The organism is Ruegeria sp. AM5 (assembly GCF_056540645.1).
The window spans coordinates 208,216-227,514 of the sequence record NZ_JBQFXC010000004.1 but is presented as its reverse complement, the minus strand read 5'-3'; the positions used below and the strand labels follow the sequence as shown (position 1 = coordinate 227,514).

Annotated in this window: 19 protein-coding genes; 9 read left to right on the top strand and 10 right to left on the bottom strand. The window is 59.2% G+C overall.

Annotated features, from left to right (window positions below; genetic code table 11):
* Positions 1-15: 15 nt before the first annotated feature.
* Positions 16-1,815, bottom strand: a complete 1,800-nt coding sequence (lepA, locus tag ACR0AH_RS12630; RefSeq protein WP_170397199.1) for a translation elongation factor 4 — start codon at positions 1,813-1,815, stop codon at positions 16-18.
* A gap of 38 nt (positions 1,816-1,853) precedes the next feature.
* Here lepA and ACR0AH_RS12625 point away from each other — a divergent pair, with 38 nt between their 5' ends.
* The 3 genes from ACR0AH_RS12625 to ACR0AH_RS12615 all read left to right on the top strand — a co-directional run bounded on the left by ACR0AH_RS12625 (position 1,854) and on the right by ACR0AH_RS12615 (position 4,449).
* Entirely contained in the window at positions 1,854-2,969 is a 1,116-nt protein-coding gene (locus tag ACR0AH_RS12625) for a hypothetical protein (protein ID WP_170818046.1), read from the top strand.
* A 164-nt stretch (positions 2,970-3,133) separates the two neighbouring features.
* Positions 3,134-3,442, top strand: a complete 309-nt coding sequence (locus ACR0AH_RS12620; protein ID WP_170397201.1) for a hypothetical protein — start codon at positions 3,134-3,136, stop codon at positions 3,440-3,442.
* Positions 3,443-3,507: 65 nt separating this feature from the next.
* Positions 3,508-4,449 carry a LysR family transcriptional regulator gene (locus tag ACR0AH_RS12615; protein ID WP_170404783.1) on the top strand — a complete coding sequence of 314 codons (942 nt, stop codon included), beginning with the start codon at positions 3,508-3,510 and terminating at the stop codon, positions 4,447-4,449.
* A 106-nt stretch (positions 4,450-4,555) separates the two neighbouring features.
* Here the strand turns inward: ACR0AH_RS12615 and ACR0AH_RS12610 are convergent, their stop codons facing one another.
* Complete coding sequence (locus ACR0AH_RS12610) at positions 4,556-5,359, bottom strand: FkbM family methyltransferase (protein ID WP_170511489.1); 804 nt, start codon at positions 5,357-5,359, stop codon at positions 4,556-4,558.
* A 420-nt stretch (positions 5,360-5,779) separates the two neighbouring features.
* Positions 5,780-6,229, bottom strand: a complete 450-nt coding sequence (locus tag ACR0AH_RS12605; protein WP_480592180.1) for a low molecular weight protein-tyrosine-phosphatase — start codon at positions 6,227-6,229, stop codon at positions 5,780-5,782.
* A gap of 27 nt (positions 6,230-6,256) precedes the next feature.
* Between ACR0AH_RS12605 and ACR0AH_RS12600 the strand changes: the two genes are divergently transcribed.
* Together ACR0AH_RS12600 and ACR0AH_RS12595 are read left to right on the top strand one after the other, a co-directional pair.
* A complete protein-coding gene (locus ACR0AH_RS12600; protein WP_170511485.1) occupies positions 6,257-6,955 on the top strand; it encodes an NAD-dependent deacylase in 699 nt (232 codons plus the stop codon).
* A 61-nt stretch (positions 6,956-7,016) separates the two neighbouring features.
* The gene (locus ACR0AH_RS12595) at positions 7,017-7,625 is read left to right on the top strand and encodes an HdeD family acid-resistance protein (RefSeq protein ID WP_480592178.1); all 609 of its coding nucleotides are present in this window, start codon (positions 7,017-7,019) and stop codon (positions 7,623-7,625) included.
* Positions 7,626-7,693: 68 nt separating this feature from the next.
* Here the strand turns inward: ACR0AH_RS12595 and ACR0AH_RS12590 are convergent, their stop codons facing one another.
* From ACR0AH_RS12590 to meaB, 5 genes are all read right to left on the bottom strand, one after another.
* Positions 7,694-8,158: a copper chaperone PCu(A)C gene (locus ACR0AH_RS12590; protein WP_170397208.1), complete on the bottom strand. Its 465-nt coding sequence runs from the start codon at positions 8,156-8,158 to the stop codon at positions 7,694-7,696.
* A 45-nt stretch (positions 8,159-8,203) separates the two neighbouring features.
* On the bottom strand, positions 8,204-8,554 hold the full coding sequence (locus ACR0AH_RS12585) for a hypothetical protein (protein ID WP_480592176.1): 351 nt from the start codon (positions 8,552-8,554) through the stop codon (positions 8,204-8,206).
* A 405-nt stretch (positions 8,555-8,959) separates the two neighbouring features.
* The gene (gene rpmB / locus ACR0AH_RS12580; RefSeq protein WP_008756960.1) at positions 8,960-9,247 is read right to left on the bottom strand and encodes a 50S ribosomal protein L28; all 288 of its coding nucleotides are present in this window, start codon (positions 9,245-9,247) and stop codon (positions 8,960-8,962) included.
* Between the two features lie 169 nt (positions 9,248-9,416).
* On the bottom strand, positions 9,417-10,559 hold the full coding sequence (locus tag ACR0AH_RS12575) for a Hint domain-containing protein (protein WP_170733231.1): 1,143 nt from the start codon (positions 10,557-10,559) through the stop codon (positions 9,417-9,419).
* A gap of 170 nt (positions 10,560-10,729) precedes the next feature.
* Positions 10,730-11,707 carry a methylmalonyl Co-A mutase-associated GTPase MeaB gene (meaB, locus tag ACR0AH_RS12570; protein WP_170733232.1) on the bottom strand — a complete coding sequence of 326 codons (978 nt, stop codon included), beginning with the start codon at positions 11,705-11,707 and terminating at the stop codon, positions 10,730-10,732.
* 120 nt (positions 11,708-11,827) lie between these two features.
* Between meaB and hrpB the strand changes: the two genes are divergently transcribed.
* The 3 genes from hrpB (at position 11,828) to ACR0AH_RS12555 (ending at position 16,487) form a co-directional block, all read left to right on the top strand.
* The gene (gene hrpB / locus ACR0AH_RS12565; RefSeq protein WP_480592174.1) at positions 11,828-14,266 is read left to right on the top strand and encodes an ATP-dependent helicase HrpB; all 2,439 of its coding nucleotides are present in this window, start codon (positions 11,828-11,830) and stop codon (positions 14,264-14,266) included.
* A gap of 194 nt (positions 14,267-14,460) precedes the next feature.
* On the top strand, positions 14,461-14,919 hold the full coding sequence (locus tag ACR0AH_RS12560) for an NUDIX hydrolase (RefSeq protein WP_170511319.1): 459 nt from the start codon (positions 14,461-14,463) through the stop codon (positions 14,917-14,919).
* An 89-nt stretch (positions 14,920-15,008) separates the two neighbouring features.
* Positions 15,009-16,487, top strand: coding sequence for an inorganic phosphate transporter (locus tag ACR0AH_RS12555; RefSeq protein ID WP_170397220.1), 1,479 nt, complete (start codon positions 15,009-15,011; stop codon positions 16,485-16,487).
* Between the two features lie 61 nt (positions 16,488-16,548).
* Here ACR0AH_RS12555 and ACR0AH_RS12550 read toward each other — a convergent pair whose 3' ends face one another.
* Entirely contained in the window at positions 16,549-17,523 is a 975-nt protein-coding gene (locus tag ACR0AH_RS12550; protein ID WP_170733234.1) for a 2-dehydropantoate 2-reductase, read from the bottom strand.
* A 65-nt stretch (positions 17,524-17,588) separates the two neighbouring features.
* Positions 17,589-18,554, bottom strand: coding sequence for a pirin family protein (locus tag ACR0AH_RS12545; RefSeq protein WP_480592172.1), 966 nt, complete (start codon positions 18,552-18,554; stop codon positions 17,589-17,591).
* A gap of 256 nt (positions 18,555-18,810) precedes the next feature.
* Here ACR0AH_RS12545 and ACR0AH_RS12540 point away from each other — a divergent pair, with 256 nt between their 5' ends.
* Positions 18,811-19,299, top strand: a complete 489-nt coding sequence (locus tag ACR0AH_RS12540; protein ID WP_170397223.1) for a peptidase associated/transthyretin-like domain-containing protein — start codon at positions 18,811-18,813, stop codon at positions 19,297-19,299.

The window sequence follows — 19,299 nt, the reverse complement described above, 5'->3', positions numbered from 1 at the left end:
AGAGGAAGGACAGCCTTAGCTGTCCATCTTCAACGCTGAAATAAACGCCTCCTGCGGGATATCGACCTTCCCGAACTGACGCATCTTTTTCTTACCGGCCTTCTGCTTATCCAGCAGTTTACGTTTCCGCGTGGCGTCGCCTCCGTAGCATTTTGCGGTCACGTCCTTGCGCAAGGCCGAGAGGGTCTCGCGGGCGATGACCTTGCCTCCGATGGCGGCCTGGATCGGGATTTTGAACATGTGGCGCGGGATCAGGTCCTTGAGCTTTTCGCACATGGCACGGCCCCGCATCTCGGCCCGGTCGCGGTGAACCATGGTCGACAGCGCGTCAACGGGTTCGTCATTCACCAGCACCGACATCTTGACCAGATTGTCCTCGGTATAGCCGGTCATCTGATAGTCGAACGAGGCATAGCCCTTGGTCACCGATTTCAAGCGGTCGTAGAAGTCAAAGACGACCTCGTTCAGCGGCAGGTCATAGACGACCATGGCGCGGGTGCCCGCATAGGTCAGGTCCAGCTGGATGCCGCGGCGGTCCTGGCAGAGTTTCAGCACGTCGCCGAGGTATTCGTCGGGCACCAGAATGGTCGCCTTGATGCGCGGTTCCTCGATATGGTCGACCTTGGAGGGGTCGGGCATGTCGGCGGGGTTGTGCAGCTCGATCATCTCGCCGTCTTTCATGTAGACGTGATAGATCACCGACGGCGCGGTGGTGATGAGCTCGATATCATATTCGCGTTCGATGCGGTCGCGGATGACCTCAAGGTGCAGAAGACCGAGGAAGCCGCAGCGGAAGCCAAAGCCAAGCGCGGCCGAGGTCTCCATTTCAAAGCTGAAGCTGGCGTCGTTCAGGGCCAATTTGTCGATCGCATCGCGCAGGTCTTCGAATTCGGAGCTGTCAACGGGGAAGAGGCCGCAGAACACCACCGGCTGCGCGGGTTTGAAGCCGGTCAGGGCCTCTTCGGTGCCGTTGCGGTCATTGGTGATCGTGTCGCCGACGCGGGTGTCGCGGACCTGCTTGATCGAAGCGGTCAGAAAGCCGATCTCACCGGGGCCAAGCGAGTCGACCATCTCCATCTCGGGGCGGAAGACACCGACGCGGTCCACATGGTGCAAGGTGTTGTTCGACATGAACTTGACCCGCATCCCCTTTTTCAGCGTGCCATCCATGATGCGGACCAGAACGATGACGCCGAGATAGGCGTCGTACCATGAATCCACCAGCATCGCCTTGAGCGGCGCGTCGAGATTGCCCTGCGGCGCGGGCAGTTGTTGCACGATTGCCTCAAGCGTTTCGTGAATGCCCTGCCCCGTCTTGGCACTGACCTGAATGGCGTCGGTCGCGTCGATGCCGATCACATCCTCAATCTGCTCCGCGACGCGGTCACAATCGGACGCTGGTAGGTCGATCTTGTTGAGCACCGGCACGATCTCATGATCGGCGTCGATGGCTTGATACACATTCGCCAGCGTCTGCGCCTCAACCCCCTGGGTCGAGTCGACAACCAGCAGTGAGCCCTCAACCGCGCGCATGGACCGGCTGACCTCATAGGCAAAGTCCACGTGGCCGGGGGTGTCGATCAGGTTCAACACATACGCCTCGCCATTGTCGGCGGTATAGTCGATGCGAACCGTGTTGGCCTTGATGGTGATGCCGCGTTCCCGCTCGATATCCATGCTGTCGAGCAGCTGTTCCTTCATGTCGCGATCCTTGACCGTTCCGGTCTCTTGAATGAGCCGGTCAGCAAGGGTGGATTTGCCATGGTCGATATGCGCGACGATGGAGAAATTGCGGATATGAGCGAGGTCTGTCATGGGTTGGGGATATGTAGAGGAATCGTGGGTTGGTCAAGGTGGGAGAGTTTTCGTTGCAGCTTAATTTTGAGCGCGAAGCAAAGTTGTTCCATGCTCTTAGAACTGAGCAAACCAAAGTGGCGATAGCCCGCGTTTTTCTACGATCATTGTTTCTCGTTGCAAGTGACTATAATTCACTCAGCGAGGCCAAAATCTTAAGTGCTTTGAGATTTGCAATTAACGTGTGCACAGTTGGCGGGCCTAACCCTCGAACCGCCGACATGCAATGGGGATGCAACGTAGACGATTGGGAAATTTCGTTCTCCGGTCATAGCCAAGAAATTGAGTTTCGTGTTGCTCACAGTGCCGAAACACAAATGTACGAGTGCGTTTGGGAGCATTATCCCGACCTTGCAGACGGTGGTGGACACATCTTCATGGACCTTAGAGACGCGCGGCTTTCTCCGGCCAAATCAGTTGACGAAGGGAACTTACTGACCGACTTGGAGTTCCTTAATACTAATCATGATGCTGGGGCGCTTCACAGACTACCAATATGGTCCAATTTACCAGAACATATTGATCTCGAAGTAAGTAGCTTACTCAATTTCTTTAATGCCGACCCTAAAAAATGGGCATTTTGGCATCAATGGTACCAAGGCTACCTATCCGGTGATCCTATTGAACCGATGTTTGAATACAATGTTTCGAGGATACCAGAGGCAATCTGGGATGGAGGCGTCGAATTCGTAGCTCGCGAAATTGAACAAATACGCAAACGCATGGCGGTAGAGCGGGCGGTTGATGACCTAAGACAAAATCTCGGAACCAGATCACTCGGCCGCTTTGGCATCGGAGGCAACCACCCACCCGGTCCCGCATCAGATTTGCAGTTTCAGAATTCGATTACTTTGATCTGGGAATCTGTAGAGGAACTTTCGGAAGAAGTTAGAAAAGCACAGCCAGATGTTGACCGCTTAGAGGCTATTTTGAAGTCGCTGCAAACTGCGTTTGCGACAATGATCAAATGGACTGGAAGAAAAGCCGATCTTGCGATTGATGCCACAATCAAATGGAGCATTCCTCTAGTTGGTGGCGCTTATATTGCTCAGAACCCTGAAAAGATTCAGCTTTTAATCAAAGCTATGCAGGAATGGCTTCCATTGCTACGCTAACCGGTGCCGGTTTGAAGCCCGGCCTACGGGGTGGTGTGTTTCCGACTCGGGTATTCACTTTTTCGCAACGTATGATTGATCCCGAATCCACTTTGATTCATACTCCGCCGCAGACCGAGAGGGGCAAAAGACCCGTCCGGGCAGGCAAAAAACGAGGCTCGAGTATGAAACAGTTCCTCTTAATCGCATTTTGTGCGGCATCGCTGACGTCGGTGGCCCACAAAGTGGACGCGGCGCAGATCAAGCGGGCGTGTCTGGCATCAGACCGTGAAGCGGCGACGCGGGCGCGGTGCCGGTGTATTCAGCGCGTGGCGGATCAGGCGCTGACGCGTAGTGATCAGAAGACCGTCGCCAAGTGGTTCACCAACCCGCATCAGGCGCAGGAGTTGAAGATGTCGCAGACCGCGCGCGATGATGCGCTGTGGGATCGGTATCAGAACTTTGGCCAGATGGCGCAAGCGATCTGCAACTGAGCCCTGTCAATCCTTGACCTGATGCCCGCTGCGCCTCAGAAATGGCGCAGCGAAAGGTATGTGCGATGGTGATGAAAGGGCTGACCCTGCGGGGCCTTGAAGTGTTCGAGGCGCTGGCGCGGACCGGATCGGTGGCGCAGGCGGCCGAGATCACGGGGCTCAGCCAGCCCTCGGTTTCCCAGCAGTTGCGCAATCTGGAAAAGGCTTTGGGCACCGATCTGGTGGATCACGGGCGGCGACCGATGCGACTGACACAGGCCGGCCGCAGTTTCCTGGCGCGGGCCGAGGCAGTGCTGGCCGAGTTGCAGATGGCGCAAGGCGAACTGGCAGTGATGGATCTGGGGCATCTGACCACCCTGTCCATCGGCTTGATCGACGATTTCGACAACGACCTGACGCCGCGATTGGCGACGTTGCTGGCCGACAGTCTGACCCGGTCGAAATTCAAGCTGATCACGCTGCCCAGCCTGGACCTGTTTGCCGAGCTGGAAGCGCAGCGCCTGCACATGGCGGTCTCGGCCCATTCTGGCGAGGTGCTGGAGGGCGTGGTCGAATATCCGCTGGTGCAGGATCCGTTCATTCTGGTCGCGCCTAAGGGCGTTGCGCAACCAGTGCAGGATCTGCCCTTTCTGCGCTATGCCCGCGAGCAGTTGATCAGCCGTCAGATCGAAAGCCATCTGGCCCGGCAGCAGCTGGAGTTCGAGGAACGGTTCGAAATCGGCTCACACCTCGCGCTGATGGCGATGGTTGCGCGCGGCCTCGGCTGGGCGATTACCACGCCGCTGGGCTATATGCGCGCCGCCCGCTTCCACGACGGGATGGAGGCGCACCCTGCCCCGTTCGGTGAATTCGCGCGCACCATTTCCTTGTTTACACGGACCGACTGGTCCGATCAGGTACCGCAGGAGGTGGCCGACATGATCCGACGCCTGATGCGCAGCCAGATCGTTGATCCAGCGATTGCGCAATTGCCGTGGTTAGCTGGTCAGTTGAAGGTGGTGGGGTGAACCGGAAAGTGAGCATCCAGGCTCTTTTATTTGAGCCATGCGTGATCCGTCCTGCAAACCAAAAGACGTTTAATGAGCGTTAGTATGTCCGGAATAAAGGCTGTTCTTACCTGCTGAATTCAGCTTCTACTAACGCCTCGTAGGCGTCCAGTTCAGCCTCTTTGACAACGTCGCGATCAGCCAGCACTTCCAGAGCCATAAGTGCGACATCGGGGCTTTGAAACACTGCGTCCGCCAGGATCGCAAGATGTTTCAAGCTTTCTGTCGGTATGTCCTCAAGTGCGAAGAACCTTTTCAGGAACACGGCGTCGCCATCAATGGCCTGATTGCGCATAGCGCGCATCTTCAGGCGGGACGAGGCACGGGTCTTGACCGCCATAGATTTTAGAAAAAGAAACTTGTGGAAATGAAATCCCTGCGCAGACAACTCGCTCATTTGTGAGTCAAGCAGTGGCTGACCTTTGTAAAGCGGAACCATGGCGATTTCGGATATCACAGCAACCGCATTCTTGAGTTTTTCGCGCGCATTCCTGAATACGTCCAATTCTCCGCCCTGCACGTCAATCTTCAGCAGATCGAACTCTGGCAGCTCTTTCAGGTCGTCCAGCCGATGGGTGGTTATTGGTACAACTTCTTCGACCCGCATTTGCCTGGGCCACCTTCCCATAACTCTGATGAAGTCAGGGTTGGGCTCGAATAGCGAAGTGAAGCCACTTCCCTTGCAAACATGAAGGCGCTCACTTCCTCCTCTGCCGATCGCATAAGGAAGATAGGTTTCATTTTCTCCTCCCTCTTCAGAGAGCCGTGCAAATGCATCTTGCTGTGGTTCGAAACCCCAGACATCGCATATGCGGTTCTTCAGGAGGGTTGAATATGGGGTAGCGCCAAGAGGATTGGCACCCACATCCACCACCCGCGTCAGTCTTTCCGGTGACAGAACTTCGTGCAGGAACATTGCGCGCTCGTCATTCATTTTTTGTCACTAACCTTTGGGGTATTCAGCTGGTTAAACGTGCCTGTGATCATATGTCTAACTCATTTGGATTAACGGGCGGCAGTCGCTCTTGGAGCTTGGAGATTTATGTGTGCTGATGACAGCCTCGTGCGTGCATCAGGAATTTGTATCATTCCATCAAATGACCATTGGGGATCGGATTACTATTCCATGCACTTAATGCGACTATCTGCATAGGCACAAGGGTTTGCGCTAAGAGGGCGGATGGTTTGACCCCTGTCGCTGATTGCGATGCAGCCTGCGGAGGCCGAATAAACGTTGGTTTTGGGCTCAAACATGCTGTCGCTCTGGATTGATTGAATACGCAAGGCAAAACTACCACTGAGCCCGTACATGCGCATCCAGCCCCGCCACGGCCTCTTCGATCAGGTCCAGAGCGCCGTCGAAATCCCCGGTGTAGTACGGGTCAGGCACATGGTCGGCACCGGTATGGGGGGCGAAATCGGTCAACAGGCGGACCGGGGTGTCGTTGCCGTCCGGGCGCAAATCTTCGATGTTCGCGATGTTTTCTGCGTCCATTCCGATGATCAGGTCGAAGTGGTTGAAATCCTCGGCCACGAACTGGCGCGCGCGTAGGTCGCTGAGGTCGATATCACGCGCGCGGGCGGCCTTTTGCATTGGGCCGTAAGGCGGGTCTCCGATATGCCAGCCCGAGGTTCCGGCGCTGTCGGTCTGGTGATGCGGGGCGCGGGCGCGAAAAGCGCCCTCGGCGGCGGGAGATCGGCAGATATTGCCCAGGCAGACGAAAAGGATACGGTGTGTCATAAGAGTGGTTTAGCGCGTGGGGCGGGTATGGAAAAGATCGTCATTTTGACCGGGGCCGGGATTTCCGCCGAAAGCGGATTGGGCACGTTCCGCGATGAAGGGGGCCTGTGGGCGCAGCACCGGATCGAGGATGTGGCCACGCCCGAGGGCTTTGCCCGCAATCCGTCGCTGGTGCATCAGTTTTACAATGCCCGCCGAGTACAGGCCGCCAAGGCGCAACCCAACGCGGCGCATCAGGCGCTGGCCCGGTTGCAGCAGGGCTGGCCTGGAGAGGTGATCCTTGTCACCCAGAATGTCGACAGCCTGCACGAGGCAGGAGGGGCCGCGCATGTGATCCATATGCATGGCACCTTGGCTGGGGCTTTGTGTGAGGCGTGCGGATATCGTTGGGCTTCGCCACCCGAAATGGATGTGGGTGAACCCTGCCCGTCCTGTCACCAGCCCTCGGCCCGGCCCGACGTGGTATGGTTCGGCGAGATGCCATATTTCATGGATGAGATCTACGACCATCTGATGGAAGCATCGCTGTTCGCCTCGATCGGCACCTCGGGGCAGGTTTATCCGGCGGCAGGGTTTGTACAAGAGGCGCGGGCCGTGGGCGCGCGGACGATCGAATTGAACCTTGAGCCATCAGCCGGAATATTTGATGAAACCCGGCTGGGGCCAGCCTCGAAGGCAGTACCGCGCTGGGTCGATGAGCTGTTGGCGCGAGGCAGCACGCGATAGGGGCAGACAGCGGCGCGTCTTCCCGTCTATGGTGCAGAAAACGCAAACCCGAGTGAGTGACATGACCGATCTACCGCCCAAAGACGGAGAAATCCTTGACGACAGCAGTATCGACGCGCGCGATACGTTAAGTACCAATCTGGCCAGCCTGTGGTGGACCTTTCTGCTGCGTGGAATTCTCGCGGGTCTGATCGGGATTGCAGCGCTGTTCTGGCCGACCAGCAGCATCTCATTATTGCTGCGATTGGTAGGGGTGCTGCTGATTCTGGATGGCGCGCTGACCTGGCTGGGTTTTGGGCGGCGCGGGCTGATCGGAGGCGTCGGTATCGGTGCCGCGCTGATCGGTTTGGTGTTGCTGATCTGGCCACAGGGCGTGGCCTGGCTGGCGTTCACCCTCATGGGGGCGATGGCGCTGTTCGTTGCGATCGGCTCGTTTATGGCGCTGCCGCAAATGCATCCACAAGACCCCGAGCGCGCAACGGTGCGTAATTCAGGTATCTTCGCACTCATCGTCGGGCTGGTGCTGATCTTCTGGCCCGGCAGCGGCATGGTGGCGTTGGGCTGGGCAATTGCCTTCTTCGCGCTGACCTCGGCGGTGGTGATGTTCTTTCTGGCGGCACGGTTCAAAAAAGCGGGCGATCGATTGGAGATGAAAACCGTCAACAGATGACGCAACAGGCCGGGCATTGCCCGGCCTGACGTATGGATGATGGCTGTACCACAGCCTGAAGACAGGCGTTAGTTCGAATGGCCGCCTTTGTCCTGGCGCTCAAGATCGACCGGGATCTCGACCGCGACCTCTCCGGCGTTTTCGAAGATCAGTGTGACGGGAACGCTCCCTCCCTGTTCGAAGGGCGCTGTCAGGCCCATGAACATGACGTGATCACCGCCGCGTTTCAGCATGTGGGTTTCGCCCGCCGGAATGGCGAAGCCTTCCTTCACATGCACCATCTTGGCGACACCGTTTTCGTCAACCTTATGAGTGTGCAGTTCCACTCGGGCAGCCGCATCCGAGGTCACGCCGATCAGGCGGTCATCGGTATCGCCTTGATTCTGGATCATCATGAAGGCGGCACCCGCCTTCGCGGTTTTGCCCGAAGACCGTGCATAAGGGTCTTCGACCGAGATGGTATCGGCAGCCAGCGCCGCACCGGTCAGCGAAAAGGTAGTCAGGACTGCAAGCAGGCTGGATTTGAGGGTCATTATGCCTCTCCTTGGTAACTGTCTGATAGAATTTGGAAACTGGAATCAGGCAGAAACCGGCGGGGCACGAGCTGGGTGTCGCGGCAGCGGCGCGGCAATCAGATGCTGGGAAAGGAGCGACGGCGCGGGGAGCGCGCGCGACGGGGCCGGAGGTACGGCAACCGAGGCTTCATGTATCGCGCCCAGCAGGTTGAGCGCATAGTCAGGGCAGTATTGCGGTGCGCGGGTCGGTTGGCCGTCTTCGTCCATATAGACGACGACCGGCCCGCTGCCGGTGCACAAAACCATCTGCCCGACCGCGCGCTCCATACCCCGCGACCCGGCTAGTCCCTGCCCGGTGAGGATCACCATCAAGGACAGCGCATAAGGCAGAAATGTGCGGAAAAAGCCTGTCATGTCAGCTTGGTATATACGCCGCCCGCTGAACCGGCTTCAAGCGCAAAGCAGTGGCTGAGACAGTATGGCCTAGCTCAGCTTTTCGGCGGCCTGAACGCCTCGGCATTCATCCCCGTATGCAGTCGGTTTACCCGGCGCTGCATCCGGGTGCAGCGGATCACAGCTTTTGCAATTGATCGTGGCAGTAAAAACAGAAAATTCTTTGCTTTGAGTGACATGGTAACCCCCTCAACATGAATATGCATAAACATATGCGATATTCAGCAGGCGTTCTGTGAACAACGTCACGAAGCGGGGCGTTTTATTACCATTTCAGAGACAATTATTCGCACAGGGGCAGCGAATGCAAAAAAGAAAAGCCCCACACCGCAGGGTGCAGGGCTGAATTCTTGCGTGAGAAAGCGCTTAGGCCGAGGCTTGTGCCTTGGCGATTTCTTTCTTCACTTTCAGGGCGTTCGCCGACAGCTCGTCATCCTTGGCTTTGGCCAGGAACGCGTCCAGACCACCGCGGTGGTCGACCGAGCGCAGGGCAGCTGCCGAGATGCGCAGCTTGACGCCACGACCCAGAGTTTCCGACTGCAGGGTAACGTCGTTCAGGTTGGGCAGAAAACGGCGACGAGTTCTGTTTTTGGCGTGGCTGACATTGTTGCCAGTCATCGGGCCTTTTCCGGTCAGTTCGCAACGGCGCGACATGGTTTCTTCCTTTGTTTCTGGAGGCCGGGTACAAGACCCGCGGCCAAATCACAAGGGGCGCAACCCGAAGTCGCGCCCGAAAACTGGTTGGATGCGTTTAGTGGGAATCGCGCGGAGGGTCAAGACGGCTGCGGCGAAATCTTTGCCCCTTCTTGAATTCCTTGGCAGTTCAGATCCGAGGCATCCGCAACAGTGGCTTGTTATTCTTCAAATGCCGCGTGATCAACTGCGCTTGCAGCCGCCCGCCGGGGATCATGCGGGCCGGGTCGGCGCGATAGTCAAGGTCTGTCAGTTCGGGAAAAATCTCGAATATCTCGCGACGCGACGCGGCGCTCAGCATTTTCAGCGCTTCGGGGCCGGTATAGAGGCTTTCGGTTGGCGCATCCTCGGCAAAGATCACCTGATGGCGGTCGAACAGCAGGTGGTAATACTCGACGCTTTCCACGCTTTCATCAACGTAGATATCCGGCATTGCGGTGAGTTTGATGGCCGGAATCAGAACCTCGGTCGTGCCGAACATGCGTTGGGCGATCTTTGAGTGCGCCAGCATCCGATGCTGGCGCGAGACCAGCAGATCGCGATGCGGCAGCCCCTCGCCCAATGCCCCTGCAAGGATACGCACAGGCCAGAGTCTGGGGTTGGCTTCAAGCTGGAAGCGATCAAATTCGCGCCGCCCGATCCAACGGATCGGGTGTAGGCCCTGCCCAAGAGTGTGGACCAGATCACCAGTGCGCAACGACTGGATCAGGGATCGCCCATCCTGTGTCGTGATCAATGTATCGCGCGTGAAACAGGGCATACCCGACCCGTTCTCGAACGCTGAATACGTGACGGTGATGCCTGAAGGCAGGGTAAATGTGCCGCTAGAGACTGAATAACCAACCCCGTCTTCGACCGTAATCACCCCGAAAGTATCGTCCGTGATAACAGTGCCCTCAGGGAGGTTCAGCGTGTCGGTTCCGCTGCCGCCGCGAATGTCACCCGACACCGTGGTGCTGGTGAAATTCAGCGTGTCATTACCGGCACCAAGCCGGATATCGCCGACGGTTGACCCGCTGATATCAACCGTATCCGCATCGGACCCGCTAGCGATGCGCCCGCCAACCGTACTGTTGGTGACAATGATCGTGTCGGTGCCTGCATTGCCCAGGACATTGTTGGCAATGGTGCTATTGGTGATGGTGATATCGTCATCGCCGCCACGGCCGCGGATACCGGTCACCGGAGGCGTCGCCGGGTTTCCGTTCAGAGTACCGTTGTCATTTGTGACATCGATATCGTCGTCGCCGTTGGTACCATTGATATTGGGCATTCTGACGTGTCCCGTTCCTCGGAGAATCCGGGCACGATCCGAGCTGACCAAGCCCTTTCTCAACCCGGTTCAAACGCAGTGACTTACACTCAAACACAACAATATATGTAGCTTTAATACACGATTAGCGGTCAGCGCACCAGCCGCGCACGCATCATACCGCCAGAGTGTTACGCGTCGGACAGCCCGGAGAGGATTTGTTCGGCCGCCGCCGATGGGCTGAGGTGGCCCGCACTGACCTGAGCGCCAAGATCGCTCATCCGACTGCGCATCTGTGGCGTTTCGAGACGCGCAAGCAATGCGTGGCGTACCTCTTGCTCGAACCAGTATTGTGCCTGTGTGGCGCGGTTCGATACCCAATGCCCGGCTTCGCGCCGCCAGGTTGTCAGGGCCTGCATCTCGTCCCAGGCCTGTTCCAGCCCATGCTCTTCAACCGCTGAAACGGTCATGGCCTTGGGAAACCCTTCGGGATCCTGCGGGCGTTTGCGCAGCAGACGCAGCGCGCCCGCGTAATCGGCGCAGGTGCGGGTGGCAGTCGCTTTCAGGTCGCCATCCGCCTTGTTGATCAGGATCATGTCAGCCATCTCCATGATGCCGCGCTTGACGCCCTGCAACTCATCGCCGCCCGCCGGGGCCAGCAGCAGCAGGAACAGGTCAGACATCTCGGCCACAACGGTTTCCGATTGGCCCACACCCACGGTTTCAATCAGCACGACGTCAAAACCAGCCGCCTCACAAAGTGCAATCGCTTCGCGTGTGCGTCGCGCCACGCCACCAAGATGGCTCTGGCTGGGGGACGGGCGGATAAAGGCGTTTTTCTCGCGGCTCAGCCTTTCCATGCGGGTCTTGTCGCCCAGGATCGAGCCCCCCGAACGGGCCGAGCTAGGGTCAACTGCAAGAACCGCAACGCGCAGCCCCAGCCCCGTCAGCATCATGCCGAAGCTTTCGATAAAGGTCGATTTGCCTACACCCGGCGTGCCCGACAGGCCGATCCGCAACGCCTGGCGTCCGGCGCCGCTCAATTGATCCAGCAGCGCGGTTGCCTGCGCTCGATGATCTTCACGCCCGCTTTCGACCAGTGTGATCGCACGGGCCAATGCCCTGCGCTCTCCGTTCAAGATCCTGTCGCCAAGCTCGGCAATGTTCATCGGTAAGTCCCCGGCTGGAATTTGCCCTAGATGAGGGGGGATGACCCGGTTTGTCCAGCCCCAACCGGAGCTGAGTTTGGCGACGCTGGACCTTGGCCGAGGCTTTGGCGATAAGGCGATATGACCCGGTTGCCCATTGATGACGCCATTCCCGATCTTCTGAACGCCTTGCGAACGCATGGGCGCGCGGTGCTGCAGGCGCCGCCGGGTACGGGCAAGACAACCCGCGTGCCGCTTGAGATGCTGCAGGCCGGTCTGTGCGAGGGCCGGATCGTCATGCTGGAACCCCGGCGGCTGGCCGCCCGCGCCGCCGCCGAACGCATGGCTGAGACGCTGGGTGAGCCCGTGGGCCAGACCGTGGGCTATCGTGTCCGTGGAGACGTGAAAGTTTCAAAGGCGACGCACATCGAGGTTGTGACCGAAGGTATCCTGACACGGATGCTGCAATCCGAACCTGACCTGCCCGGCGTAGGTGCTGTGATATTCGATGAATTCCACGAACGGTCCCTGAACGCCGATCTTGGGCTTGCACTGTGCCTTGAGGTGACTGGAGCGTTGCGCGATGACCTGATCTTGCTGGCGATGTCCGCGACGCTGGATGCTGAACCGGTGGGCCAGCTGATGAACGCGCCTCTGGTGACATCCGAAGGGCGCAGCTATCCGGTCGAGACCCGCTGGTTGGACCGGCCTTTGGCGCCGCAGGCGCGGCGACTGGACGCGCTGATCGATCTGGTGGTGCGAGCCGAACGGGAAACCAAAGGGGGCATGCTGGTGTTCCTGCCCGGTGAAGGTGAAATTCGGCGGGCCGAGGCGGCTTTGGCCAGCCGTCTACCCGACACCTGTTCAGTGCGGCCTTTGTTCGGAGCACTGCCCTTTGCCGCCCAGCGCGCGGCGATTGCGCCGGTTAAGCAAGGTCGCAAGGTGGTTCTGGCGACGTCGATTGCCGAAACCTCGCTGACTATTCCCGATATCCGCGTGGTGGTCGATATGGGGCAAGCCCGGCGGGCACGGTTCGATCCCGGATCAGGCATGTCGCAGCTGGTGACCGAGCGGGTGACGCGGGCCGAAGCGACGCAGCGCGCAGGCCGTGCGGGGCGTGTGGCCGAAGGTGTCTGCTATCGGTTGTGGTCCAAGGGCGAAGAAGGTGCACTAGCCGCCTACCCGCCTGCCGAGATCGAGGCAGCCGATCTGACCGGGCTGGCGTTGGAATTGTCGCTCTGGGGCGCAGAACCGGGTGATCTTGCGTTTCTGACCGCGCCGCCCGAAGGCACGCTGGCCGAGGCGCGCGCGTTGCTGGCGATGCTGGGTGCCCTGGATGGCAAAGGTAGGATCACCGAACATGGGCGGGCGCTGGCGGCGCTGCCGCTGCATCCTCGGCTGGGGCACATGCTGCTGCACGCGGGACCTGAGGCCGCGACACTGGCGGCGCTGATGGCGGAACGCGATCCGCTGCGGGGCGCGCCGGTCGATCTGTCTTTGAGGCTTGAGGTGCTGCGGGACGTGCGCGCGTTTCAGCGCAATCGGGTCTGGCAGGTCAACATGGGCGCGCTGGATCGGATCAAGGGCGAAGCAAAACGGTTGCGCGCGCAATCTAAGGATGCGGGCGGTCTGAGCCCGGCAGCGATGGCGGCGCTGGCCTATCCCGATCGCATCGGACAGCGACGCAAGGGAGATGTCCCGCGTTATGTCCTGTCGGGTGGCAAAGGCGTCGTGCTGGAAGCCGGTGATACGTTGGCGGGTGCACCTTATCTTGTGGTGACGGATACGGATGGGAACCCGCGTGAAGCGCGCGTGCGCATGGCAGCGCAGATTTCCGAGGGGGAAATTCGCGATCTATTCGGCGATCAGATCGCGTGGGTCGACAGCTGCGACTGGTCGAAACGCGAACGCCGTGTGGTGGCGCGCAGGCAAGAGCGGTTCGGAGCGATCACGCTGGACGACCGCATCTGGAAAGATGTCCCCGGGGATGCATTGGCGCAGGCGATGTTGGACGGGGTGCGCGATCTGGGTGTGCGGCTGACCGGGGCCGCAGCGCGATTGGCCGCTCGGGTCGAGTTGATCCGCGCGGAAGGCGCTGATCTGCCGGACTTCTCGGAAACCGGGCTGATGGAAACGCTGGAAGACTGGCTGCTGCCGATGCTCTCGGGCGTGCGCAATGCCGATGACTGGAAGCGGTTCGACCTGCTGCCCGCGCTGCGCGCCCGGCTGGACTGGGACCAGATGCAGGAACTGGATCGGCGGGCGCCGGGCTCGTTTGTGACTCCGTTGGGCCGCAAGCTGCCAATTGACTATGGCGGTGCTGTGCCCGAAATCTCGGTTAGGCTGCAAGAGGTATTCGGCGTTACGCAACATCCGGTGGTTGGGGGCGAGCCTTTGAAGATCACGCTGCTGTCACCGGCCCAGCGACCGATCCAGATCACCCGTGATCTGCCCGGATTCTGGGCCGGGTCATATGCCGATGTGCGCAAGGACATGCGGGCGCAGTACCCAAAACATCCCTGGCCCGAAGATCCAACTCAGGCGGATCCAACGCTGCGCGCGAAGCGGCGCAAAGGCTAAGTTGATCAGGTGGGCGTTGATAAGCCTCATTGGCCGAAACGGCGGAAAGCGCACAAATTGCTGCAAAAATACACGAAACACTGAAAGTTCAGGCCATATTTTGCGGTTATCCGAGGGCGGTATTGTTAACTCAGTAATACATGATTATGTAACTTCTTCGAATTACAAAAAGAATACGCCCGAGCAGGCCTGACATGACGACATGGATACGCAACATCTGGGAAGAGGTCGCGCGACCGCTGATCCAGCGCCCAAGCCGGGTGCAGGTTGCTGCGTTGTGTACCCGCAAGGCAGGTCCCGGTGACGACGTTCTGTTGATCACCAGTCGGGGCACCGGACGCTGGATTATCCCCAAAGGCTGGCCCATTGATGGGCTCAACGGGCCGGAAACCGCATTGCGGGAAGCCTGGGAAGAGGCTGGAGTGCGCGCGACTGAGGTGCAGAAAGATCCCGTTGGTCATTACTCTTACGACAAAAGGTTGGATGACGGCACGGCGTTGCCGGTTATCACCAGCGTTTATCGGATCGAGGTGACCGGACTGGCGGATGTATTCCCGGAATCCGATCAGCGTAAGCGCTGCTGGGTGTCCCCGAAGGTGGCCGCCGAACGCGTGCAAGAGCCGGAATTGCGCGACTTGCTACTGCAATTGTAACAATATTGTAAAAAACTGATGACAAAGGTTGCCGCGCCCATTGGAACCGTTTAGCGGCGGGCATCATTCAAAACAGCCGTTGTGAACCGATGTCAGACCACCCCACTAAAGCCCGTTGGCACGCACTGGACCGTGACCTACAGCGTATCTCGCGCGTTGAGCACGCCAATGCCCAAGTATCGCGTCCTCTGTTGGCCCCCGGAATTGCACTGGCCTTTATCGCGCTGGCAGGTTTGGCTGCAGCGCTTCTGTTCGGACGGGCCGATGGTGGCGTGATCGTTGTCGCAGCTGCGGCATTCGGCGCTTACATGGCGATCAATATCGGTGCCAACGACGTGGCCAACAATATGGGCCCGGCAGTTGGGGCCAATGCTCTGACCATGGGCGGAGCCATCCTGATTGCCGCCATCGCAGAAAGCGCAGGTGCGTTGCTGGCAGGGGGGGATGTGGTTTCGACCATCTCTAAGGGCATCATCGATCCGATGTCGGTGCAGAACAGCAATGTGTTCATCTGGGCGATGATGGCGGCCCTGATATCGTCGGCACTGTGGGTCAATCTGGCTACCTGGGTCGGGGCACCGGTTTCGACCACGCATTCGGTGGTCGGCGGCGTGATGGGTGCCGGCATTGCTGCGGCGGGCCTAAGTGCGGTGAGTTGGGGCACGATGAGCGCGATTGCCGCCAGTTGGGTGATCTCACCCGTTTTGGGCGGGATGATTGCAGCCGCCTTTCTGGCATTGATCAAACACAAGATCCAGTATCAGGACGACAAGATCGCGGCAGCGCGGCGCTGGGTGCCCATTCTGGTTGCCGTGATGGCAGGGGCGTTTGCCACCTACTTGTCGGTCAAAGGCCTGAAGCGGATCGTCAAAATTGATCTTCAATTTGCCCTTTTGATCGGTCTGACCTTTGGCGGCCTGGTCTGGGCTGCGACGGTACCGTGGGTCAAGCGCAAGTCTGAAGGGTTGGAGAACCGGACCCGGTCGTTGAAGACATTGTTTGGTCTGCCTCTGGTGATTTCGGCCACATTTCTGAGCTTTGCGCATGGGGCCAATGATGTGGCCAATGCGGTGGGTCCATTGGCGGCAATCGTGCATGCGGCCGAGTTCGGAGATTTTGCCACGAAAGTATCGATCCCGACATGGGTCATGGTGATCGGCGCGTTTGGCATCTCGTTCGGCCTATTCCTGTTCGGTCCCAAGCTGATCCGTATGGTCGGCAGCCAGATCACCAAGCTGAACCCGATGCGGGCGTTCTGTGTCGCGCTATCGGCGGCGATCACGGTCATCGTCGCCAGTTGGCTGGGTCTGCCGGTCAGTTCGACTCATATCGCGGTTGGGGCCGTCTTTGGTGTTGGCTTCTATCGGGAGTGGCATGCTGAGCGGCGGTGGAAATACTCGAACCGCCAGCGACCGGCAGAGCTGCGACTGGCGCGCGAGGAACGGCGGCGGCGCAAGCTGGTGCGGCGGTCGCATTTCATGACCATCGTGGCGGCCTGGGTGATCACGGTACCGGCAGCGGCAGTGATGTCGGCGCTAATTTTCTGGGTTTTGACTGCGTTCGCTTGATCGGAATTTGCGAGGCTCTGCCTCGCGCTCCGAGGTATTTTAGGCCAGATGAAGAGACGGATCAGGTTATGATCTGGTCGACTGTGAGCGGCGTGTCCGGTGATTGGTGGATGAGTTGAGAGACTCGGCTATTGATCGGGGTTGGGATCGCGTACTGTTGGCCGAGTTTGATGATTTCGCCCTGTAGACTGTCGATTTCGGTCGGGCGTCCCGCCGTCAGATCATAAGCCATCGAGGTGCGCGCGTTTGGGTCGATGGTCAGCATTTTTGCCGCAATTCGTATAAAAATTGGCGTTGGCAGACGTAGAATGTGCGGTGTCATCCATGCGGGTAGTGGCGTTGTGGAGGTGGCCTCGATCTCGGCGACTTTCAAAACACGCTGCGCCTCGGCCATCTGATCAGCCATCAGGCGACGCCAGTTTCGGTCGAGCAGTTGGTTTTGCAAGGTCAGGCCGGACAATGCGTTCAATGCATTGTTGAGGTTGATCACCAGCTTACCCCATTGCACAGCCTCGATCTGGTCGCTTTCGCTGACGGGTAGATCTGGGGCGCTTAGGCGTTCAGCCAGAGACCGGGAGCCACGCTCGATGACGATCTCACCCGATGTGGCACGGTGATAGGTTGCCGGGCCCGTCGGCACCACGTTGAAGGGCACCATTCCAGCCCGAACGTCGCGTCCGGGAAGAGCGGTGCGCAGGGTGCGGGCGTTCTCGAGCCCATTCTGCCAAGACAGAACCGGGGCCGTTTCCGTGGCGTGTGCGGCGATCAGCGTTGCCATCTCGGCGGTCGCGCCGGTTTTTACCGTGACGATGACCAACTCGGCATCCCCGAGACAGGCAGGGTCTTCGCTGAGCGTGAGTTGTGCGGCGGCGACGTGACGATGCAGGTTCGAGAAATCTGTCACCGTCAGCCCCTGTCCCCGGATGGCGTTCAGCACCCGCGCGCGACCCAGCAGTGTCACGCTGTGTCCCGCTGCGGCCAGCAATGCGCCGCAAAAGCAGCCAATGCTGCCTGCACCGGCGATGACAATATTCATGGCTTACCTCCGCTGTGCCTCCAAGGATCGCCGGGATCGTTCAACGGAGCCAGCGTGACGTGAGGTCAGACGCGGGCGCGTCTGGGTCGGGTGCGTTCGAGGTCTTCCGAGATCGGAATGAACTCCTGATCATCACCGGGCGGCAGGTGGAAGGCGCCGTTCGCCCAGTCGGCAGTTTTCCATTCGCGTGTGGCGGTTTCTATCTTCTCCTTCGAGGAGGAGACGAAGTTCCACCAGATGTAGCGATCTTCGTTCAAGGTCGCGCCGCCCAGCAGCAACAGCCGCGCACCCAGTGGTCCGGCCTTCACGGACAGGTGATCGCCGGGGCGGAAGACCATCATGCGACCCGCCTCAAAGCTGTCGCCTGCGATCTCGACCGAGCCTGTGGTGACATAGACACCGCGATCCTCGTGATTGTCGGGCAGCGGGAAGGAGGCACCCGGTTCGAGCTGGACGTCGAGATAAAAGGTCTCGGACAGCATGGTGACCGGGCTGGTTTCGCCATAGGCGGAACCAAGGATCAGGCGGGCGCTGACGCCTGCATCCTGAATATGGGGCAACGCGCCCTGTTTGTGGTGTTCGAAATCGGGGGCCATATCTTCGTGAGTTTCGGGCAGGGCGATCCAAGTCTGGATGCCAAACAGGCTGTGTTTCTTGCCGCGTGTTTGGTCACTGGTACGTTCGGAATGGGTCACACCACGCCCAGCGACCATCCAGTTGACCTCGCCGGGATAGATCATCTGATGCGTGCCGAGACTGTCGCGGTGTTCAAACTCGCCCTGATATAAATAGGTCACGGTACCCAGTCCGATATGGGGATGCGGCCGTACGTCAATACCGCCTTCGGTGATGAATTCGGTCGGACCCATTTGGTCGAAGAAGATGAAGGGGCCGACCAGTTGCCGTTTGACCGAGGGTAGCGCGCGGCGCACCTCGAACCCGCCCAGATCACGGGCACGGGGGATGATCAGGCTGTCCAGCGCCGGGTTCTCGGACCGGCAGTCGGGTGTATGGGTCGGATTCCAGCTCATTCTCGCTCTCCCTTAGGTCAGGATCTGGCTTGGGCTTCAATATGTTTGATAATGTGGAATATAGTATGATTTATTGTCGGGCATAGCGCATGAGTGCACATATACAGTGCACGATGGGCGGAAACGGCGGCAACGCTCACGTGACGGTGATGAAATGACCCGATCTTCAGACCAGCTTAACTCGGCTTTCGCAACAAACGTGCTAGATTGAGTATCAGGCCAGACAACATGCCCGTTATCGAAAGGAGCCCTCTCGATGTCGCACGTTCTTCTTACCCGCCGCAGCGCGTTGGTTACGGCGGGCTGTTTTGCAGCGCTAGGCACGGCCGGGCTGACCACGCCCGCGCGGGCGCAGGGCGTTGCACCGACCCCGTCCATGCGGGGCGGATCGAACAACTATCGCCCCGGCGCCCCTATTGTGCAGCGCATCGGCGGCGGAGGTTTCTGGATGACCGGCACCGTGCGCCGCGCAGGCGACGGAGCCCCCTTGCCCGGCCAGCGTATCCAGATCTGGGCGCATACGACCGAAGGGCACGAGCGCGACCAGCGCAGCCATGGGGCGACGCTGACGGATGCGAACGGTGAATTTCGGCTTGAGATGCCACAAATCGTGCCCGCCTTTGGCCAACCGCACGGGCATCTGGCCTATGACAGCGGCGAATTCGAAACGGTTTTCCTACGCCCGGTGATGTCGAGCGCGAAGGATAAAACGCTTGCCGCGCATTTCGTCTTGCAGCCTGCCTGA

Excerpts from the sequence above, each read along its gene's own strand:
- ACR0AH_RS12575 (WP_170733231.1), bottom strand. The coding sequence starts at position 10,559 with ATGCCCAATATCAATGGTACCAACGGCGACGACGATATCGATGTCACA.
- ACR0AH_RS12595 (WP_480592178.1), top strand. The coding sequence starts at position 7,017 with ATGACCGATCTACCGCCCAAAGACGGAGAAATCCTTGACGACAGCAGT.
- ACR0AH_RS12615 (WP_170404783.1), top strand. The coding sequence starts at position 3,508 with ATGGTGATGAAAGGGCTGACCCTGCGGGGCCTTGAAGTGTTCGAGGCG.
- ACR0AH_RS12605 (WP_480592180.1), bottom strand. The coding sequence starts at position 6,229 with ATGACACACCGTATCCTTTTCGTCTGCCTGGGCAATATCTGCCGATCT.
- ACR0AH_RS12590 (WP_170397208.1), bottom strand. The coding sequence starts at position 8,158 with ATGACCCTCAAATCCAGCCTGCTTGCAGTCCTGACTACCTTTTCGCTG.
- ACR0AH_RS12560 (WP_170511319.1), top strand. The coding sequence starts at position 14,461 with ATGACGACATGGATACGCAACATCTGGGAAGAGGTCGCGCGACCGCTG.
- meaB (WP_170733232.1), bottom strand. The coding sequence starts at position 11,707 with ATGAACATTGCCGAGCTTGGCGACAGGATCTTGAACGGAGAGCGCAGG.
- ACR0AH_RS12540 (WP_170397223.1), top strand. The coding sequence starts at position 18,811 with ATGTCGCACGTTCTTCTTACCCGCCGCAGCGCGTTGGTTACGGCGGGC.
- rpmB (WP_008756960.1), bottom strand. The coding sequence starts at position 9,247 with ATGTCGCGCCGTTGCGAACTGACCGGAAAAGGCCCGATGACTGGCAAC.
- lepA (WP_170397199.1), bottom strand. The coding sequence starts at position 1,815 with ATGACAGACCTCGCTCATATCCGCAATTTCTCCATCGTCGCGCATATC.
- ACR0AH_RS12585 (WP_480592176.1), bottom strand. The coding sequence starts at position 8,554 with ATGACAGGCTTTTTCCGCACATTTCTGCCTTATGCGCTGTCCTTGATG.
- ACR0AH_RS12555 (WP_170397220.1), top strand. The coding sequence starts at position 15,009 with ATGTCAGACCACCCCACTAAAGCCCGTTGGCACGCACTGGACCGTGAC.
- ACR0AH_RS12550 (WP_170733234.1), bottom strand. The coding sequence starts at position 17,523 with ATGAATATTGTCATCGCCGGTGCAGGCAGCATTGGCTGCTTTTGCGGC.
- ACR0AH_RS12600 (WP_170511485.1), top strand. The coding sequence starts at position 6,257 with ATGGAAAAGATCGTCATTTTGACCGGGGCCGGGATTTCCGCCGAAAGC.
- hrpB (WP_480592174.1), top strand. The coding sequence starts at position 11,828 with ATGACCCGGTTGCCCATTGATGACGCCATTCCCGATCTTCTGAACGCC.
- ACR0AH_RS12545 (WP_480592172.1), bottom strand. The coding sequence starts at position 18,554 with ATGAGCTGGAATCCGACCCATACACCCGACTGCCGGTCCGAGAACCCG.
- ACR0AH_RS12620 (WP_170397201.1), top strand. The coding sequence starts at position 3,134 with ATGAAACAGTTCCTCTTAATCGCATTTTGTGCGGCATCGCTGACGTCG.